Here is a 17,436-nt window from a genome sequence, read left to right as displayed (position 1 = left end):
GCATGGACAGACGCAGTTTCAACCGCCGGATGCTGCTCGGGAGTGCGGCCGTTGCGACGTCGCTGTCCGTGGCCCCGGAGGCCGCCGGTACGCCGCTGCGCACGGCGCCCCCCGGAGGCAAGGTCAGGCACATCACGCTGTACGCCGAGAGACTCCGCAACGGGGAGATGGGCTACGGACTGCAGCGGGGGAAGGCGACCATCCCCGGTCCGCTGATCGAGCTCATCGAGGGCGACACGCTGTACATCCACTTCGTGAACACGATGGATGTCACGGTGAGCCTGCATGTGCACGGCCTGGACTACCAGATCTCCCAGGACGGAACCCGCTGGAGCCGCAGTGCGGTACGGCCGGGCGCCACCCGCACCTACATCTGGCGCACCCATGCCCCCGGCCGTCGTGCGGACGGCACTTGGCGGGAGGGCAGCGCGGGCTACTGGCACTATCACGACCACATCGTCGGTTCGGACCACGGCACGGGCGGTATCCGCAGGGGTCTGTACGGGCCGGTGATCGTGCGCCGCGCGGGCGACATCCTCCCCCTCAAGACGCACACGATCGTCTTCAACGAGACGATGATCAACAACCGCAGCTCGCACACCGGCCCCGACTTCGCGGCGACGCTCGGGGACCGCGTCGAGTTCGTGATGATCACGCACGGCGACGACTTCCACACCTTCCATATGCACGGCCATCGTTGGGCGCACAACCGCACCGGTCTGCTGAGCGGACCGAGCGATCCGAGCCCGATCATCGACAACAGGATCGTGGGCCCCGGAGACTCCTTCGGCTTCCAGGTGCTCGCGGGGGAGGGCGTCGGGCCGGGGGCGTGGATGTACCACTGCCATGTGCAGCACCACGCCGACCGGGGCATGGCCGGGCTGTTCCTGGTGAAGAACCCCAACGGAACGATTCCGACCTACGAGGTGCACCGGCACTGACGGGCGTCGGAGGGCTCGGCGGTACCGGTCGAGCCCGGCGGGGAGCGCTCTCAGCGGGTAGTGCGGCGCGGGCTATCCTGATCCGCAACCGCCGAGGGAGGGGGCCCCACGTGACCGAGTCCGCGCCGCGTCCCACCCTGGAGGCCGTGGCCGCCCGGGCCGGGGTCTCGCGGGCCACCGTGTCCCGGGTCGTCAACGGCGGGGACGGTGTGCGCAAACCCCTCGTCGAGCGGGTGCGCCGGGCCGTCGAGGAACTCGGATACGTGCCGAACCAGGCCGCGCGCAGCCTGGTGACCAAGCGGCACGACGCGATCGCCGTCGTCATCGCCGAACCGGAGACCCGGGTCTTCGCCGACCCCTTCTTCGCCCTGCAACTGCGCGGTATCAGCAAGGAACTGACGGCACATGACTCGCAGCTCGTGCTGCTGCTGACCGAGGGGCGCGCCGACCACGCCCGGGTCGGCCGGTATCTCGCCGGCGGTCATGTCGACGGCGCCCTCGTCTTCTCGCTGCACCTGGAGGACCCGCTGCCCGAACTGGTGCGGCACGCCGGGGTGCCCACGGTGTTCGGCGGGCGGCCCGGCTGGGGCGACGGCACGGGCGGCGCGGTGTACGTGGACAGCGACAACCGCGGCGGGGCCCGCGAGGCCGTACGCCATCTCGTGGGCCTCGGCCGCCGTCGTATCGCCCACATCACCGGCGCCCTCGACCAGACGTCAGCGGTGGACCGGCTCGACGGGTTCCGGGACGTCATGGCCGACGCCGGCCCGGAGCTGATCGCCGACGGGGACTTCACCCCGGCCGGTGGCGAGCGCGCCATGCGGCGGCTTCTGGAGCGTTGCCCGGATCTGGACGCCGTGTTCGCCGCGAACGACCTGAGCGCGTCCGGCGCCCTGCGCGTGCTGCGCGCGCTGGGGCGCCGGGTGCCCGAGGACGTCGCCGTCATCGGCTTCGACGACATGCTGCCGGTCGCCGAGCAGACCGATCCGCCCCTCACCACGGTCCGCCAGGACATAGAGGAGATGGGGCGGCTGATGGCGCGGCTGCTGCTGCGCGGACTGGACCGGCGCGGTGGCGCGCCGGACCCGGGCGACACGTCCGCCGTGGGAGAGAGGCCGTCCGCTGTGGTGCTGCCGACGACACTGGTGCGACGCGCGTCCGCCTGAGCCCGGGCGCCCGACCGGTGGGCGGGAGCGGGCGAGGGCGGGCGCGCGGCCCGGGTGTCATGCGCCGACGGTCACCGTGAAACGCCTCGGGTTGCCGTCGTACGCCGCCCCCGACACGTCCGGCTGGCCGTCCGGGCGGACGTCGTCGTACGGGAACGCGTACCCGATCGGTGTGTTCGCGTGCACGACCCGCGCCCAGTGGTTGGTCACCTGGCCCTGGTAGTAGTCGGCGGCGGTCACACCGCCCGGCTGGTCGGGGTGGGTGAGCATCAGGGAGCGGTTGAAGCCGGCGGCGAGGCGGGCGAGCAGCGCCTTCCGGTCGTCCGGGTCGCCGGGGTTGTTGGCGAAGGGGCCGTGGTTGCAGGTGAAGATGTCCCGCGAGGTGGGCTTGGCGAAGCTGTGCCCGCCGGTGAAGGCGAGGATGTCCCCGGTGACCCGTCCGGTGAACACGCCCCGGCCGCCCTGGAGGTCGATGCGCAGATCGGTGCCGCGGTACTTCTGCCAGACCTGGTCGACGTAGGCGGTCCACAGATCACGGAAGGGCATCTTGTCGGGCTGGTCGAAGTACGGCGCCATCAGGTTCTGCGGAGAGATGACCCGGAGCACCTTGCCGTCGGAGCCGTGGACCACCAGCCGGTCCCAGGGCTGTCCGTCCTTCGCCGTCTGGGCCGTGAGGTCCGAGGCGATCCGGTCCACCGCTCCGTCGGGCAGCGGTGCGACCGTGTGCGTGGCGTCGCCCTCCAGGGTGAGCCCGATCGGGAGTGCGGTGACCAGGTCGACATAGCTGATGTTGGCGTACAGCTGGCTGGAGTTGAAGGTGAACTCGCAGAACGACCATGTCTTGCCGTAGTTGGGGTCCGCGGGTGTCGCGAACGCCGGCTCGACCAGGGCGGGGCCCGGGTTGAGGTAGAAGGCGAGGGTGTCGTCGCGGACGAAGTAGATCCGAGCGCCGTACATCTGAGGAAGGGTCAGTACCGTCGGGGACGAGCCAGCGGGACCCAGAGGGATGGCGCAGTCGACGGGCAGCGGGGTCCCCGGTGCGGCGGGCGACCCCGGCCGGTAGACGCTGCCGTCGGCCCGAAGGAGCATCCAGTTGCCCGTCGACTGCTCGTGCCCGGTCACATACGCGCGGACCGTGCCCGGCAACGAGACGTTGCGCAGGGCGAGTTGACAGGTCGCGGGGGTCGCCTGGGCGGACTTGGAGGCGAGGGCTCCGGAGGCCGCGGCCGCGGCGGCTCCGGTCAGAAACACTCGACGCGATATCACCGGTCGTCTCCCGGGGGGTGGGGGGTGGGGAGCGCAGGGAGGGTGGGGCAGAGGGGGGGTCCCCGCGGTGCGCTCCACTGTTCCCAGGAGAGGTTGAGGCGTCAAGGGTCATGACTGAGAGCGCTCTCGAAAATTTCATGCGTTCAAGAAGTGATGGCAACTCACAGGAAAGCCAGTAGTGTTGGGGCCCGGTGCCGGGTGCGGCAGGACCACCGACGCGGGGCGGTGAGATCCGGGACGCGGGCTCCGGACCTCACCGCCCCGGCGAGGTCAGCCTTGCTGACGTGGGGCGCTCTTGAGGACCGCGAAGTGCGCTCCGTACGGGTCGACGAGCCTGGCGATACGGCCCACCCCTTCGAGGTCCGTGGCCGGCAGTCGGACCGTGCCGCCCAGCTCCTGGACCTTGCTCACCGTCGCATCGGCGTCCGTGACGGAGAAGTACGGCAGCCAGTGCGCGCCGAATCCCGCTTCCAGGGGGTCGTCGGCCAGCGGTACGAGGCCGCCGAACATGGCGTCCGCACCCGCGCCCTCGGGGTTGATGCAGGTGTAGGTGCCGCCGGGGAAGGGCACGCCCTCGGTCTCCCAGCCGAGCACCCGGTGGTAGAACGCGGCGGCGCGGGCGATGTCCGGGGTGTACAGCTCGACCCAGCACGCCGCCCCGGGCGAACCGGCCACCTCGATGCCCTTGGTCCGGGCCGGCTGCCAGATGCCGAAGGGGACGCCCGCGGGGTCGGCGAGGATGGCCATATGGCCCTCGCCCATGACGTCCATGGGCTGGACCCGCACGGTGCCACCGGCCTGCTCGGCCGCCTTCACCGTGGCCTCGGCGTCGGAGCTCTGGAAGTAGATGGTCCAGGAGGGCGGCCCCTGCTCCTCGGTGATCTCCATGCCACCGGCCGCGGTCTTGCCGGAGAGCTGGAAGAAGCCGTACTCCCCGGCTTCGGGGCCCGCCGACTCGAACTGCCAGCCGAAGAGGCCGCCGTAGAAGGACACGGCGCCGTCGATGTCCGGGGTGCCGACATCCAGCCAGTTCGGGGCGCCGTCGACGAAGCGGGTGGTGAGCATGAGTGCCCTCCTTCGAGGGTCCTGCGAGGGTTCCCGGTGCCTGCACTGCCGAGTCTTGCACCGCCCACTGACAATCGCCCGGCAATCGCCGAAGGAGTTATGGGTTCGGTCCCCGTGACGGTGGGTGACGGGTAGAGTGTGTCTGCGTGGCGGCCCTTTGTGGCGTGTGATGCCGCGCGCCGCCGTGCGGCGCCCCCTTCGGCGCGGCCACCATGGAAGCCGTGGGCGAGGCCTCGGGTAGAGGCGTTGATCTCGCGTTGATCAGACGTTTTTCGCGGCGCGAAACGCTTTCGACCATGCACATCGAAGCGAGCATCGTGTCCGACATCGCCTGGCAGGAGCAGGCGCTGTGCGCGCAGACGGGGGCCGATTTCTTCTTCCCGGAGCCGGGCAGTTCGGTGCGGGAGGCGAAGCGGATCTGCGGGCTGTGCGCGATCCGCTCCGCGTGTCTCGACTACGCGCTCGCCCACGACGAACGGTTCGGCGTCTGGGGCGGGCTGTCCGAGAAGGAGCGGCTGCATCTGCGGCGGGGACGGGAGAACGGATGAGATCCGGCCGGACCGTCGTGGGACACCTCGGACCGGCCCGTTGAGCGGCGCACGGGAGCCGGGGGGTGCGACAGCGGGGGAGCACCCGTGGGACCCCGGACCACGGGGTCCGTCCGGATGCGCGTCCGGACGCGCGGGACGATGCTGGAGACATGTCCGGACGGGCTCCTGTCATCGTTCATCCACCGTCGGGCACCGGCGGCCGGCGGGTGACCGCGCGCGGGGAGAGTCTGGGGCTGGCGTTCTCGGACGAGGACGTGATCGAGTTTCTGGGCCGGGCGGGCCTGCCCGACGCCGAGGACCTGCTCGACGATCCCGCATGGGTGAAGTGGCGCGGAGCGGAGGCGCACCATTACGAGGCCGTGTAGGAGAACTCCGCCTTGCCGAGGCCTTGCGGAAGATCTAGTGCGGAAGATCTGGTGCCGTGCCAGGCGCCGCGAGCCGGTGAACCTTTCCCGTCGCGGCACTAGCTGACCGGTGCCAGTACCGCGAGCGTCTCGTAGGCCTCGCGCAGCGCCAGTCGGAGTATGACCGGCGGATGCAGCGCCGCGCACGAGTCGGGGGGAACGATCCACTCCAGCGAGCGGGCTGTCCGGTGCGGCGGGGGCACCGCGACCCACGCCCCCCTGCTCGCATGCCGTACCCCCTCCCCGGACCAGTGGCAGGCCGGATCCGGGGGCACGAGGAAGCCCACCCGGTGCGCCGCCGAGTCCACCAGCGTCGGCCCGGGGGCGCGCGCGGGGTCGTACCACAGGATGTCCAGGGTGAGCAGGCCGAGTTGGCGGGGGACACTCACCAGGTCCCAGTGGCGCCCGGCCTCCATCAGGACCGTTCCGTCACCCGGCAGCCATGCCCGATCGCCCGCCCGAGGGTCCGGCGTGGCGGCGGCAAGCCACTCCACGCCGTGTGTCCACATCGCATTCGTCATCAGAAGCTCCAGGGGCCACCCGGCCCGACCAGGCGTAGTACGGGGACTGGGCCGGGTGAATGCCCGCGAGGGAACACCGACCGGCATATGCATGCTGATGCATGGTTCCCCCTGGCAAAAGGGTGGCGAAGCCTGGCGTTTACTGCGGAAACGTTAAGACGGCGTTCGGGGCGGTGCCGAGCGCCCGCGTCACGCCCCCGCGCGCGCTGCCATGCGAGCCTTGCGCGCCGCCAGCCGCTCGTCGAACTTCAGGGCCTCGGCGTCGAGCCCGCCCATGAACAGGCCGAGTTCCTCCTGGGCCTGGCGGCCCTCGGGGCCGAGACCGTCGATCTCCAGGACCTTCAGATGGCGCAGCACCGGCTGGAGCACGTCGTCGTGGTGGATGCGCAGGTTGTAGACCTCGCCGATCGCCATCTGCGCGGCGGCGCGCTCGAAGCCGGGGATACCGTGGCCCGGCATACGGAAGTTGACCACGACGTCCCGGACCGCCTGCATGGTGGGGTCGGGCGCGATCTCGAACGCGGCCTTCAGCAGGTTCCGGTAGAAGACCATGTGCAGGTTCTCGTCGGTCGCGATACGCGCGAGCATCCGGTCGCAGACCGGGTCGCCGGACTGGTGGCCGGTGTTGCGGTGCGAGATGCGGGTGGCCAGCTCCTGGAAGGCGACGTACGCGACGGAGTGCAGCATCGAGTGCCCGTTGTCCGACGTGAAGCCCTCGCTCATGTGCGACATGCGGAACCGTTCCAGCTTGTCGGGGTCGACCGCGCGCGAGGCGAGCAGATAGTCGCGCATCACGATGCCGTGCCGGCCCTCCTCGGCGGTCCAGCGGTGCACCCAGGTGCCCCAGGCCCCGTCCCGGCCGAAGAGGGAGGCGATCTCGTGGTGGTAGCTGGGGAGGTTGTCCTCCGTCAGCAGATTGACGACCAGCGCGATCCGGCCGATCTCGGTGACCTTGGACTGCTCCTTGTCCCAGGCCGTGCCGTCCTCGAAGAAGCCGGGGAAGTTGCGGCCGTCGCTCCACGGCACGTACTCGTGCGGCATCCAGTCCTTGGCGACCTTCAGATGGCGGTTCAGCTCCTTTTCGACCACTTCCTCCAGGGCGTACAGCAGCCGGGCGTCGGTCCAGGCGGACGGGCTGCCAAGGTGAGGGGAAGTGATCGTCACGGGAACTCCATGGGGACGTCGAGCAAACCGGCGAGCGGCGCCGGAACCTACGGGATCGTAGGCTACGTAGCCGTAGGTTACGAACCCGTAGGTTAAGCGCGCTGTAAAATCGGTGCTCAGGCAGGGGGCCTCATGAGGCGTCAGCCCGGGACACGGCAGGTGAGGGGTATACCGAAGGCCCCGGGGAAGCCCGGTCCACGGGGCCAAAGGGGTCAGTGCGCTCGGCGGGTCAGCCGTACAGCCCCCGCAGACGCACCGAGAGGCACGTCACACAGCCCTCCAGCTTCTCGAACTCGCTGATGTCCACCAGGACCGGCTCATGCCCGAGGTCGGCGAGCAACTCGGCCGTCTTCGGGGCACTGTCCGCCATCAGCAGCTTGTCGCCGCCGAGCAGCACGACGTGCGCACCGGACTCCTCCGGAACCGGCAGGAAGCGCGGGAACAGTGCCGGCTTGTCGACGTGCGGCACATGGCCGATGACGGTGCCGTCGGGGAGCGCGGTGACCGCCGACTTCAGGTGCAGCACCCGGGTGACCGGCACGGCGACCACCCGGGCGCCCAGCGGTTCGAAGACCGCGCGCACCTGCTGGATCGCGGCCCTGTTGGTACGGCCGCTGCGGCCGACGTAGATCGTGTCGTCGACCTTGAGGATGTCCCCTCCGTCGAGGGTGCCCGGCTCCCAGACCCAGTTCACCGAGCAGCCGAGCTGGGCCACGGCCTCCTCGACGCCCGCCGTCTCCCCGCGCCGGGACTCGGCGCCGGGCCGGGCTATCAGCGCCACGTTCTTGTACATCACCACCGCGTCCTCGACGAACGCCGAGTCCGGACAGTCGTCGGCGGGTTCCACCTCGACGGTCTCCCAGCCATGCGTGCGCAGGGCCTTCGTGTACGCCTCCCACTGCTCCACGGCGCGGTCGACGTCGACCTTCTCCCGCTGGACGTGGGTGACCAGCCCCTCGGCGAGGCGAGGGCTCGGTCGGCGGACGAGGGCCTTCTTGCTGGGCACGTGGAACTCCGTCTCGGCTGATGGTGTCGCCCGCCATCATGCAGGCCCGTATCCCGGGGACAAAGCCCCGGGTACGCCTCCCTTCTACGCCGGACGTCCGACGGCTTCCGGCGTGGTCTCCGTGAGTTCGCCGTCGAACAGCAGCCAGCGCGTGATGCCGATCGACTCCAGGAACGGCATGTCGTGCCCGGCCACGATCAGCGCTCCCTCGTACGACTCCAGGGCCGTGGTCAGCTGTCGCACGCTCGCCAAGTCCAGGTTGTTGGTCGGCTCGTCCAGCATCAGCAGCTGCGGTGCCGGCTCGGCGAGCATCAGCGCGGCCAGGGCGGCACGGAAACGCTCGCCGCCGGACAGGGTCCCGGCCGGCTGGTCGGCCCGCGCGCCACGGAACAGGAAGCGGGCCAGCCGGGCCCGGATCCGGTTGTCGGTGGCGCCCGGCGCGAACCGGGCCACGTTCTGCGCGACCGTCAGCCCGTCGTCGAGGACGTCCAGCCGCTGCGGCAGAAAGCGCAGCGGCACATGGGCCCTCACCTCGCCCGTCACCGGCTCAAGCTCACCGGCGATCGTCCGCAGCAGAGTGGTCTTGCCCGCGCCGTTGCGCCCGATCAGCGCGATCCGCTCGGGACCGTGCAGGTCGAGGCTGCCGGCCACCCGCGCGCCGTACGCCAGTTCCAGATCCCTCAGTGTGAGCACCGACCGCCCCGGCGGGACCGCCGTGTACGGCAGGTCGACACGGATCTCGTCGTCGTCCCGTACCGCACCGGCCGCCTCGTCGAGGCGCTCCCTGGCCTCGGCGAGCCGCTCCTCGTGCAGGATGCGATGCTTGCCCGCGGACTCCTGAGCCGCCCGTTTGCGTCCTCCCATGACGATCTTCGGTTCGCGTTTGCTGTCCCACATCCGCTGGCCGTACCGCTTGCGGCGGGCCAGCTTGACCTGGGCGTCGCTCAGCTCCCGCTGCTGCTTGCGCACGTCCGCCTCGGCGACGCGCACCATGCGCTCCGCCGCCTCCTGCTCGGCTGCCAGCGCCTCCTCGTAGGCGGAGAAGGTGCCGCCGAACCAGACGACCTCCCCGGAGCGCAGATCCGCGATCTGGTCGACCAGGTCGAGGAGTTCACGGTCGTGGCTGACCACGACCATCACTCCCGACCATGCCTCGACCGCGGCGTACAGCCGTCGGCGCGCGTACAGATCGAGGTTGTTGGTGGGCTCGTCCAGCAGGAGCACCTCGGGGCGGCGCAGCAGCAGCGCGGCCAGGCGCAGCAGGACGGACTCCCCTCCGGAGACCTCTCCGATGGTGCGGTCCAGGCCGATGTGACCGAGCCCGAGTTCGCCGAGCATCGCCTCGGCGCGTTCCTCCACGTCCCAGTCGTCGCCCAGGGCCGTGAAGTGCTCCTCGGCCACGTCGCCCGCCTCGATGGCGTGCAGCGCGGCGCGCTTCGCGGCGATACCGAGCGCCTCGTCCACGCGCAGCGCGGTGTCGAGTGTGACGTTCTGCGGCAGCCAGCCGATTTCGCCGGTGACGCGCACGGTGCCCTCGGCCGGGACGAGTTTCCCGGCGATCAGCTTCAACAGGGTGGACTTGCCCGCTCCGTTGACGCCGACGAGCCCTGTCCGGCCGGAGCCGATCGCGAGCTGGAGGTCCTCGAAGACGGGGGTGCCGTCGGGCCAGGAGAAGGACAGGGACGTGACGGTGATGGCAGGGGTGTGTGACATGCGGGCCTCGCGACTGCTCGTAGTGGGTGGGGCGACGCGTGTGAGACACCGCAAGAGGGCGACGGTCCGCGGACACGGAGAAAGTCCCGCGCCGGATGTAAGGACGGCTCGAACGCCGAGGTCGCACGCTACGCACACAGACGCGGACAGCGCTGTGTGACGCGGTGTCTCAGGACCTCAGACGAGCAACGTCCTTCTCCAATCGACGGCAACAGGACGTGCTCCACGGTAGGAAGGGGCCCCAGGGGTGTCAACGCAATATTCGGCGGCCCCGTCCGCGTCCGGCCGGCGCCCCGGTGTGCCCCCCCGTCGCGCACTCGTGTCCCCCACCCGTCCGTGGTTTCTTCCGCACCGAGGGTTCGCCGTCACCTCTCTAGCGGGCATTCGTATTCACGTCCGTACGGGGCACCCGTATTCCGCACCGACCCCGCGCGCAAGGAGGCCTCGTGTCCGACGGATCCCCCTCGCTGCCCGCCCGGCTGTATCTGCTTGCCTGGGACACCGCCCGGCGCAGACTCCGCCCTGACCCCGGCCTCGCCCCTGTGGTGCGTGCGGGCGCCCTGACCGAGCTGACCGGGCGCGGACTGCTCGTCGACGCGGACGGTGTGGCCACCCCGCGCGATCTCGACGCCCACAGCGGCGACCCCGTCCTCGACGGACTCCTCGAACTCGTCATGGAGTCCGGGCCCCGTCCCTGGGAGTCCTGGGTGACGTGCTACGCCGGTGTCACCCTCCGCGCGGTCCGCGCGCAGCTCGCCGCCGCGGGGTTTCTGCGCGCCGACAGCAGGAGGGGTCTCGGGCTCCTCCGGCCCGTGGCGTACACCTTGGAGCGGGTGCAGGCGGTGGAAGCGCTGCAACACAAGGCGCGGCAGACGCTCACGGGCCCCGAACCCGTCGCGGAGGTCCTGGAGGACGACGCGGCCCTCGTGGCCCTGGCCGCCGCGGCCGGACTGCCCACCGTGACAGGCCCCGCGGACCGCGATGGGTACGGGGAGCGGATCGAGGCCCTGACGGTCCGCGGGAGCCGCGCCGTGCCCGTGCTGGCGAGGGTGGTCCTCGCAGTGCGCACGGCCGTGTCCGGACCGGACACCGCCGCGCCACCTGCCCGGACCGGCGGCTGACACCCCGAAGGAGTACGTATCTGTCGGATTGCCGCCAGCGACGGCCCCCGCAGGCTGGTTGGCTCGGTCCATGACCGACGCCACTTTCCTGCGAGAGCAGGCCCTCTCCTTCCACGCCCTGCACACCCCCGGCCGGCCCCTGGTGCTGCCGAACGCCTGGGACACCGTCAGCGCACGGCTCGTCGCGCGGGCGGGCGCGGCAGCCGTCGCCACCACCAGCGCCGGGATCGCCTGGGACCTGGGCACCGCCGACGGGGACCGGCTGACCCGCGACGACGCCCTCCGGGCCCTGGCGCGCATCGCGGGCGCGGTGACCGTACCCGTGAGCGCGGACATCGAGACCGGTTACGCGGCCGACGCGGAGGGCGTCGCTGACACCGTCGTGGCGGTGCTCGCGGCGGGTGCTGTCGGCGTGAACATCGAGGACGGTGTGTACGCCGGAGCCGCCCTGCTGCGCCCGGTCGCGGAACAGGCGGCGCGCATCGCCGCGGCGCGCGCGGCCGCCGACGCCGCAGGGGTGCCGCTGTTCGTCAACGCGCGCGTGGACACGTATCTGAGGGGCGCGGGCGGACTGGGGGAGACCCTGGAGCGGGCCGCGGCCTTCCTCGCCGCGGGGGCGGACGGCGTCTTCGTGCCCGGGGTCGCCGACCCGGTGACCGTGCAGGCGCTCGCCGAGGGCATCGAGGGGCCGCTGAACGTGCTGATCGGGCCCGGCGCGCCGACGGTCCCCGAACTCGCCGCCCTCGGGGTCGCCCGGGTCAGTGCCGGGTCGGGCGTCGCACAGGCCGCCCATGGTCTCGTCCACCGTGCCGCGCGGGAGCTGCTGGGCACGGGAACCTACGGGGCGCTGGCCGGCGGACTCTCCTACGGAGAGCTGAACAGGCTGCCGGACGCGGGCCGTTGACCGTCGCCCTCGGCACGCGGCGTCCTACGACCTGTTTCGCCGCGGGGCGCGTTCAGCACGCGTCCCGCATCAGCTCCGCCAGGTCGTGGTCCAGGTCCACCTGCAGGTGCTCCAGACCGGTCGGCACCAGCTCCGTGCTTCGCTGCAGAAAGCGCCGGATCTCCTCGGAGTGCACATGCACCACGGCCGTGCCTTCCGGGGCGTGGAACTCAAGGACGGTGCGGTCGTAGCCGTAGGGCCGAACCCGGACGTCGCCGTGTCCCTCGGCGCCCTCCAGGCCCGCCGCGAGCAGCTCGCGGGAAAACGTCCAGCAGACCTCGACGCCTTCGAGGGTGGCGGGGGCCGGGAAGGTCATACGCACGGCGAACGGGTCTCGCCGGTCGTAGTGGAGCATGGCCGGGATGCTCGGCATCCGCGGCGCGGCGGCGACGAGACGGGCCTCCACGGGCTGCTCGATGAGGGTGGACAACGCCTTGCTCCCTTGTGACGGCTGGACGGACTGGGGCGGATGCGGCCTGAGCATCTGAAGAGACGATGGAATCGGCCGATCCGTGCACATGAATTGCGAGTGACCTCTGTCACCGAGACCATGCTCCTGAGGCGGGGGTTACTGATCGTTCTCGGTCCCGCGGTTTCCGGTACACCGGAGAGGACATCGGGCACGACCGCGCGGTTCCCGGGCGAGGCCATCTGGACGGCACCGGGCCGGTGGGCTAACTTCGCGCGCCATGACAGCCATGGGGAGCAGGGGACGTACGGGCCGGACGGTGGCCGCGGGAGTGTGTGCGGTGGTGCTCGCCGCACTGGCGGCGACGCCCGCTCAGGCGCACGAGACAGGGCGGCCGGTGCCGCACTGGCAGCTCAAGGACACCGGTACCGACGCCCGCTTCCGCGGGCTGTCGGCGGTCAGCCGCGACACCGCCTGGCTGGCCGGATCCAAAGGCACCGTGCTGCGCACCACGGACGGGGGCGCGCACTGGCGGAACGTCTCCCCGCCGGGCGGCGCGGATCTGGAGTTCCGTGACGTCGAGGCGTTCGACGCCCGGCACGCGGTGGTGCTGGCCATCGGCGAGGGCGAGGCCTCCCGGCTGCTGCGCACCGACGACGGCGGACGGACCTGGACCGAGACGTTCCGCAACACCGACGCCAGGGCCTTCTACGACTGCCTCGCCTTCTTCGACCGGCGCCACGGCCTCGCCGTGAGCGACCCGGTCGACGGGAAGTTCCGTCTCCTGTCCACCAGCGACGGCGGCCGCTCCTGGACGGCTCTGCCCAGTGCTGGGATGCCCGCCGCCCAGGACGGCGAGGCCGGCTTCGCGGCCGGCGGCCAGTGTCTGGTCACCTCGGGGTCGCACGATGTGTGGCTCGCCACCGGCGGCGGTGCGCACGCGCGCGTGCTCCACTCCGCGGACCGCGGTGTGACCTGGACGGCCGCGGACACATCGATTCCCGCGGGCGATCCGGCACGCGGTGTCTTCGCGCTCGCCTTCCGCGACCGCACGCACGGCCTGGCGGTCGGCGGCGACTACCGCGCCGACCAGCCGTCACCGCGGTCCGCCGCGATGAGCCGGGACGGCGGTCGCACCTGGACGCCCGCCGCACAGCCCCCGCCGGCCTACCGCTCCGGTGTCACCTGGCTCCCGCACAGCCGCACGACCGCACTTGCCGTCGGCCCGACCGGCACCGACCTCACCACGGACGCCGGCCGCACCTGGAAAACCATCGACACGGGGTCGTACGACACCGTGAACTGCGCACCCGACCGGGGCTGCTGGGCCTCCGGCGAGAAGGGGCGGGCCGCCCGGCTGGAGCCCTGAACGGTGATCCCGGTCGAATAGGGGTACTCGGCCCGCATCCGCACCGAGAGGAAGTGACCGGTCATGCCACGTGGCTCCAGCCCCAAGCGGGAACGTCAGTACGAGCACATCAAGGAGAGCGCGCTCGACCGGGGGGAGAGCCGGCAGCGCGCCGAGGAGATCGCGGCCCGCACCGTGAACAAGGAACGCGCCCGCTCCGGCGAGTCCAAGACCGCGAGCCGCACGTCGACCCAGGACATGTCGTCCGGCAGGCGCGGCGGACAGCGCTCGGGCCACGGCTCCCAGGGGCCGACCTACGACCAGCTCTACGAGGAGGCCAAGCAGCGCAACATCCGAGGCCGTTCGGACATGAACAAGAGCGAACTGAAGCGTGCGCTGGGCAAGTGACACCGGGCCGCGGGGCCGTACGCTCGACACACCATGACGATCGTACGCATCCCCGCGGGCTGGCCCGCGAGCGAAGAAGAAGCCCGGGCCGCACAGGACGAGTTGCGCGGCCGGGTGGTCCTCGACGAGCCGGGGCCGCCGCCCGGAACCGGCCGGGTGACCGGGGTCGATGTGGCCTACGACGACGAGCGCGGGGTGGTCGCGGCGGCGGCCGTCGTGCTGGACGCGGCCACGCTCGACGTGCTCGCCGAGGCCACCGCCGTCGGCGAGGTCTCCTTCCCCTATGTGCCCGGTCTGCTCGCCTTCCGCGAGGTGCCCACGGTGCTGGCCGCCCTGGACGCCCTCGACCGGGACCCCGGGCTGGTGGTGTGCGACGGCTACGGCCTCGCCCACCCACGCCGCTTCGGGCTGGCGAGCCACCTCGGCGTCCTCACCGGGCTGCCCACGATCGGCGTGGCCAAGAACCCCTTCACCTTCACCTACGAGGAGCCGGACCGGCCGCGCGGCAGCGCCAGCCCCCTGCGCGCCGGCGCGGACGAGGTCGGCCGGGCCGTGCGCACCCAGGCGGGCGTCAAACCGGTGTTCGTCTCGGTCGGACACCGCGTCGGCCTCGACCGCGCCTGCGCCCACACCCTCGCGCTCGCACCGAAGTACCGGCTGCCCGAGTCCACCCGGCGCGCGGACGCCCTCTGCCGTCGCGCTCTGAAGGAGACGGTGGGCCGGGCGGGCGCGTCTAGCTGAGCGCGCCACCGGGACCCCGACGCCGCGGCGCTACCGGCGGGCCGCCACCCGGAAGGTGATGCCCGCCGCACGGAGGCGCCCGATGAGGGCGTTGCCCAGGGCCTCCGCGGTCGTCACCTGGCCGGAGGTGTCCGGCAGCTCGTCGAGCGCGAGGGACAGGGCCGACTCCGCGAACATCTTGGCCGTCTCGTCGTAGCCCGGGTCCCCGCCCGCGACCTCCGTGAACACGCGCCGCCCGCCGCCCTCGCCCACGAACCGCACCGTGAACCAGCTCGCGGCCCGCTTCTCGGGATCCGGCCCGTCCCCGGGCCTGAGCCGGTCCGACAGCCACCGCCGGGCGGGCGGCAGCTGTGCGGCCGTGAACAGCGCGCCCGCGGCCATGACCCCACCCAGCGCGTAGGGCAGGGTCTCGACGGCCGCGTAGTGCCGGTAGCGGAAGTCCGGACCGTAGCGCTCCAGCACCCGGGCCGAGCGGCGTACCACTTGGGCGTCGATGGTGGGCAGCGGCAGCGCCCAGGCGCCGACCTCCTTCGCGAATCGCGGTGCGCCGAGGGGAGCCTGGGCCCGCCGTCCCAGCAGGCGCGGCTCGTGCCGTCCGCGGTCCCGGGCCGCGGCCAGCATGTGCGGCCCGCGCGCCATCTGGCCGAGCGCGGAGGCGAACGTGCCACCCGAGAACATCGCCTCCGCGCGGACGAATCCGTCGACCCTCAGCGGCACCCCCTCGGGGAGCTGCTGGACGGTGAAGTACGCCCCCAGGTCGTGCGGAACGGAGTCGAACCCGCACGCGTGCACGAGGCGTGCCCCCGTCTCCCGCGCGCGTGCGTCGTGTCGTACATACATGAGGTCGACGAACTCGGCCTCGCCGCTGAGGTCCAGATAGTCGGTGCCCGCGTCGGCGCAGGCCGCCACCAGTTCCTCGCCGTACTCCAGATAGGGCCCGACAGTGGTGGCGAGTACGCGCGCGGAGCGGGCGAGTTCCCGCAGCGACCGAGGGTCCGCGACGTCGGCCCGCAGCACACCGGGCTCGGCGGGCCCGGTCAGCTGCTCCCGCAGTCGCTCCAGCTTCTCGGTGCTGCGGCCCGCCAGGGCCCAGCGCAGCCCTTCAGGGGCGTGCGCGGCGAGGTACCGCGCGGTGAGCGCGCCCACGAATCCCGTGGCGCCGAACAGCACGACGTCGTACGCGCGCTCCGTCTTCAGCCTGCCCATGACACCTCTCCGCCCGTGCCGTTGTCGGTGGCTGAGGCTAGCGTGAGAGGCGGGTCATCGAGCGACGAGGTCGGCGCGAGGCCCACGACCAGGTGATTCGTCCATCCGAGTGTCGGCCGGTGTGCTGACCGGGTGTTTCTGTGGGCTAATGTGACTAAGCGCTTGCTCGCTTTGCTCGCTCAGCTCTTGCCCGGACTGGAACACGTTCTTAACATCAGTGGTGTCACATCGGTGATGTCACGAAGCTGGGGGCCTGATGGCAGAGGCAGAGTCGCCGGGGCAGGGGCCCCTGACCGGCGTGCGTGTCGTCGAACTGGCGGGCATCGGGCCCGGCCCGTTCGCTGCCATGCTCCTCGCCGACCTCGGCGCGGACGTCGTGCGGGTCGAGCGGCCGAGCGGCCCGGGCCTCGCTATCGACCCCGACTTCGACCTCACCAACCGCGGCAAGCGCTCGGTGATCGTCGACCTGAAGTCGGAGCAGGGCCTCGCGCACGTCCTCGACCTGGTCGAACGCGCCGACGTCCTCATCGAGGGCTACCGCCCCGGTGTGGCCGAGCGCCTGGGCATCGGCCCCGAGGCCTGCCACGCCCGCAACCCGAGCCTCGTCTACGGCCGGATGACCGGCTGGGGCCAGGAGGGCCCGCTGGCCCCGCGCGCCGGTCACGACATCGCCTACATCGCGGTCACCGGCACACTCGGCCTGATCGGCGCCGCGGACGCGCCGCCCGCCGTCCCCGCCAACCTCGTCGGCGACTATGCGGGCGGCTCGCTCTATCTGGTCGTCGGCGTCCTCGCCGCCCTCCACCACGCCCGTGCGACGGGCACCGGACAGGTCGTGGACGCCGCGATCGTCGACGGCGCCGCGCATCTGGCCTCGATGATCCACGGCATGCTCGCGGCCGGCGGCTGGCAGGACCGCCGCGGCGTCAACCTCCTCGACGGCGGCTGCCCCTTCTACGGCACCTACGAGACGGCCGACGGACAGTACATGGCGGTGGGCGCCCTGGAGCCGCAGTTCTACGAGGAGTTCGTGGATCTGCTGGGCCTCGGCGGCCAGGCACCGGCCCGCAAGGACGTGGCCCGCTGGGGCGAGCTGCGCGAGGCCGTCGCCGCCCGTTTCAAGACGCGCACCCGTGAGGAGTGGACCGCCCTCTTCGAGGGCTCCGACGCGTGCGTGGCGCCCGTCCTCTCCCTCCGTGAGGCCCCGGCCCACCCCCATCTCGCCGCCCGCGGCACCTTCACCGACGTCGACGGCATCACCCAGCCGGCACCGGCACCCCGCTTCTCGGTCACCCGGACGGCGGTGCGCAGCGGACCGGCACGGCCCGGCGCCGACACCGAGGACGTCGCGCGCGACTGGGACGTACCCCGACTCCTGGGGGAGGCCGACGGATGATGATGGAACACCGCGTCCCCCGTGCCGCCGGAGCCCGCACCGACGGCCGTATCCCGACCATTCACGC

At 71.8% G+C, this 17,436-nt stretch carries 18 protein-coding genes; 10 read left to right on the top strand and 8 right to left on the bottom strand.

The window, feature by feature from the left end:
- Positions 1 to 2 precede the first annotated feature (2 nt).
- Together AB0L95_RS28670 and AB0L95_RS28665 are read left to right on the top strand one after the other, a co-directional pair.
- Positions 3 to 941 (top strand): multicopper oxidase domain-containing protein, encoded by a 939-nt coding sequence (locus AB0L95_RS28670; protein ID WP_365166224.1) that lies wholly within the window; start codon positions 3 to 5, stop codon positions 939 to 941.
- 110 nt (positions 942 to 1,051) lie between these two features.
- Positions 1,052 to 2,107, top strand: coding sequence for a LacI family DNA-binding transcriptional regulator (locus AB0L95_RS28665; protein WP_365166222.1), 1,056 nt, complete (start codon positions 1,052 to 1,054; stop codon positions 2,105 to 2,107).
- Between the two features lie 57 nt (positions 2,108 to 2,164).
- Here the strand turns inward: AB0L95_RS28665 and AB0L95_RS28660 are convergent, their stop codons facing one another.
- A complete protein-coding gene (locus tag AB0L95_RS28660) occupies positions 2,165 to 3,373 on the bottom strand; it encodes a glycoside hydrolase family 64 protein (RefSeq protein WP_365166219.1) in 1,209 nt (402 codons plus the stop codon).
- 270 nt (positions 3,374 to 3,643) lie between these two features.
- Positions 3,644 to 4,438 carry a VOC family protein gene (locus AB0L95_RS28655; RefSeq protein ID WP_365166216.1) on the bottom strand — a complete coding sequence of 265 codons (795 nt, stop codon included), beginning with the start codon at positions 4,436 to 4,438 and terminating at the stop codon, positions 3,644 to 3,646.
- A gap of 296 nt (positions 4,439 to 4,734) precedes the next feature.
- Between AB0L95_RS28655 and AB0L95_RS28650 the strand changes: the two genes are divergently transcribed.
- Both AB0L95_RS28650 and AB0L95_RS28645 read left to right on the top strand, forming a co-directional pair.
- Positions 4,735 to 4,986, top strand: coding sequence for a WhiB family transcriptional regulator (locus tag AB0L95_RS28650; RefSeq protein ID WP_365166214.1), 252 nt, complete (start codon positions 4,735 to 4,737; stop codon positions 4,984 to 4,986).
- Positions 4,987 to 5,138: 152 nt separating this feature from the next.
- Complete coding sequence (locus AB0L95_RS28645) at positions 5,139 to 5,354, top strand: hypothetical protein (protein WP_311694183.1); 216 nt, start codon at positions 5,139 to 5,141, stop codon at positions 5,352 to 5,354.
- 98 nt (positions 5,355 to 5,452) lie between these two features.
- Here the strand turns inward: AB0L95_RS28645 and AB0L95_RS28640 are convergent, their stop codons facing one another.
- The 4 genes from AB0L95_RS28640 to AB0L95_RS28625 form a co-directional block, all read right to left on the bottom strand.
- On the bottom strand, positions 5,453 to 5,914 hold the full coding sequence (locus AB0L95_RS28640) for a hypothetical protein (RefSeq protein ID WP_365166212.1): 462 nt from the start codon (positions 5,912 to 5,914) through the stop codon (positions 5,453 to 5,455).
- A gap of 189 nt (positions 5,915 to 6,103) precedes the next feature.
- Positions 6,104 to 7,078 carry an acyl-ACP desaturase gene (locus tag AB0L95_RS28635; RefSeq protein ID WP_365166210.1) on the bottom strand — a complete coding sequence of 325 codons (975 nt, stop codon included), beginning with the start codon at positions 7,076 to 7,078 and terminating at the stop codon, positions 6,104 to 6,106.
- A 229-nt stretch (positions 7,079 to 7,307) separates the two neighbouring features.
- Positions 7,308 to 8,084 carry a dimethylargininase gene (gene ddaH, locus AB0L95_RS28630; protein ID WP_365166208.1) on the bottom strand — a complete coding sequence of 259 codons (777 nt, stop codon included), beginning with the start codon at positions 8,082 to 8,084 and terminating at the stop codon, positions 7,308 to 7,310.
- A gap of 84 nt (positions 8,085 to 8,168) precedes the next feature.
- Positions 8,169 to 9,797, bottom strand: a complete 1,629-nt coding sequence (locus AB0L95_RS28625) for an ATP-binding cassette domain-containing protein (protein WP_365166206.1) — start codon at positions 9,795 to 9,797, stop codon at positions 8,169 to 8,171.
- A 446-nt stretch (positions 9,798 to 10,243) separates the two neighbouring features.
- On the opposite strand from AB0L95_RS28625, the gene AB0L95_RS28620 reads away from it, so the two are divergent.
- Together AB0L95_RS28620 and AB0L95_RS28615 are read left to right on the top strand one after the other, a co-directional pair.
- A complete protein-coding gene (locus AB0L95_RS28620; RefSeq protein WP_365166204.1) occupies positions 10,244 to 10,918 on the top strand; it encodes a GPP34 family phosphoprotein in 675 nt (224 codons plus the stop codon).
- Positions 10,919 to 10,988: 70 nt separating this feature from the next.
- Positions 10,989 to 11,822: an isocitrate lyase/phosphoenolpyruvate mutase family protein gene (locus AB0L95_RS28615; RefSeq protein ID WP_365166202.1), complete on the top strand. Its 834-nt coding sequence runs from the start codon at positions 10,989 to 10,991 to the stop codon at positions 11,820 to 11,822.
- A 52-nt stretch (positions 11,823 to 11,874) separates the two neighbouring features.
- Here the strand turns inward: AB0L95_RS28615 and AB0L95_RS28610 are convergent, their stop codons facing one another.
- On the bottom strand, positions 11,875 to 12,291 hold the full coding sequence (locus AB0L95_RS28610; protein WP_365166200.1) for an SsgA family sporulation/cell division regulator: 417 nt from the start codon (positions 12,289 to 12,291) through the stop codon (positions 11,875 to 11,877).
- A gap of 268 nt (positions 12,292 to 12,559) precedes the next feature.
- On the opposite strand from AB0L95_RS28610, the gene AB0L95_RS28605 reads away from it, so the two are divergent.
- The 3 genes from AB0L95_RS28605 to AB0L95_RS28595 all read left to right on the top strand — a co-directional run bounded on the left by AB0L95_RS28605 (position 12,560) and on the right by AB0L95_RS28595 (position 14,767).
- Complete coding sequence (locus tag AB0L95_RS28605) at positions 12,560 to 13,639, top strand: YCF48-related protein (RefSeq protein WP_365166345.1); 1,080 nt, start codon at positions 12,560 to 12,562, stop codon at positions 13,637 to 13,639.
- 63 nt (positions 13,640 to 13,702) lie between these two features.
- A complete protein-coding gene (locus tag AB0L95_RS28600) occupies positions 13,703 to 14,026 on the top strand; it encodes a plasmid stabilization protein (protein ID WP_365166197.1) in 324 nt (107 codons plus the stop codon).
- A 33-nt stretch (positions 14,027 to 14,059) separates the two neighbouring features.
- Positions 14,060 to 14,767: an endonuclease V gene (locus tag AB0L95_RS28595; protein WP_365166194.1), complete on the top strand. Its 708-nt coding sequence runs from the start codon at positions 14,060 to 14,062 to the stop codon at positions 14,765 to 14,767.
- A gap of 30 nt (positions 14,768 to 14,797) precedes the next feature.
- Here AB0L95_RS28595 and AB0L95_RS28590 read toward each other — a convergent pair whose 3' ends face one another.
- On the bottom strand, positions 14,798 to 15,973 hold the full coding sequence (locus AB0L95_RS28590; protein WP_365166191.1) for a saccharopine dehydrogenase NADP-binding domain-containing protein: 1,176 nt from the start codon (positions 15,971 to 15,973) through the stop codon (positions 14,798 to 14,800).
- A gap of 256 nt (positions 15,974 to 16,229) precedes the next feature.
- Here AB0L95_RS28590 and AB0L95_RS28585 point away from each other — a divergent pair, with 256 nt between their 5' ends.
- Positions 16,230 to 17,369 carry a CaiB/BaiF CoA-transferase family protein gene (locus tag AB0L95_RS28585; protein WP_365166188.1) on the top strand — a complete coding sequence of 380 codons (1,140 nt, stop codon included), beginning with the start codon at positions 16,230 to 16,232 and terminating at the stop codon, positions 17,367 to 17,369.
- Positions 17,370 to 17,436: the final 67 nt, after the last annotated feature.

The sequence above is a fragment of the Streptomyces sp. NPDC052036 genome (assembly GCF_040680495.1).
In the GTDB taxonomy this organism is placed as follows: Bacteria; Actinomycetota; Actinomycetes; order Streptomycetales; family Streptomycetaceae; genus Streptomyces.
Note: the sequence above shows the minus strand (reverse complement) of the source record. Positions and strands in the feature narration are given on the sequence as shown.

Excerpts from the sequence above, each read along its gene's own strand:
- AB0L95_RS28655 (WP_365166216.1), bottom strand. The coding sequence starts at position 4,438 with ATGCTCACCACCCGCTTCGTCGACGGCGCCCCGAACTGGCTGGATGTC.
- AB0L95_RS28645 (WP_311694183.1), top strand. The coding sequence starts at position 5,139 with ATGTCCGGACGGGCTCCTGTCATCGTTCATCCACCGTCGGGCACCGGC.
- AB0L95_RS28640 (WP_365166212.1), bottom strand. The coding sequence starts at position 5,914 with ATGACGAATGCGATGTGGACACACGGCGTGGAGTGGCTTGCCGCCGCC.
- AB0L95_RS28670 (WP_365166224.1), top strand. The coding sequence starts at position 3 with ATGGACAGACGCAGTTTCAACCGCCGGATGCTGCTCGGGAGTGCGGCC.
- AB0L95_RS28605 (WP_365166345.1), top strand. The coding sequence starts at position 12,560 with ATGGGGAGCAGGGGACGTACGGGCCGGACGGTGGCCGCGGGAGTGTGT.
- AB0L95_RS28625 (WP_365166206.1), bottom strand. The coding sequence starts at position 9,797 with ATGTCACACACCCCTGCCATCACCGTCACGTCCCTGTCCTTCTCCTGG.
- AB0L95_RS28600 (WP_365166197.1), top strand. The coding sequence starts at position 13,703 with ATGCCACGTGGCTCCAGCCCCAAGCGGGAACGTCAGTACGAGCACATC.
- AB0L95_RS28590 (WP_365166191.1), bottom strand. The coding sequence starts at position 15,973 with ATGGGCAGGCTGAAGACGGAGCGCGCGTACGACGTCGTGCTGTTCGGC.
- AB0L95_RS28595 (WP_365166194.1), top strand. The coding sequence starts at position 14,060 with ATGACGATCGTACGCATCCCCGCGGGCTGGCCCGCGAGCGAAGAAGAA.
- AB0L95_RS28650 (WP_365166214.1), top strand. The coding sequence starts at position 4,735 with ATGCACATCGAAGCGAGCATCGTGTCCGACATCGCCTGGCAGGAGCAG.
- AB0L95_RS28615 (WP_365166202.1), top strand. The coding sequence starts at position 10,989 with ATGACCGACGCCACTTTCCTGCGAGAGCAGGCCCTCTCCTTCCACGCC.
- AB0L95_RS28585 (WP_365166188.1), top strand. The coding sequence starts at position 16,230 with ATGGCAGAGGCAGAGTCGCCGGGGCAGGGGCCCCTGACCGGCGTGCGT.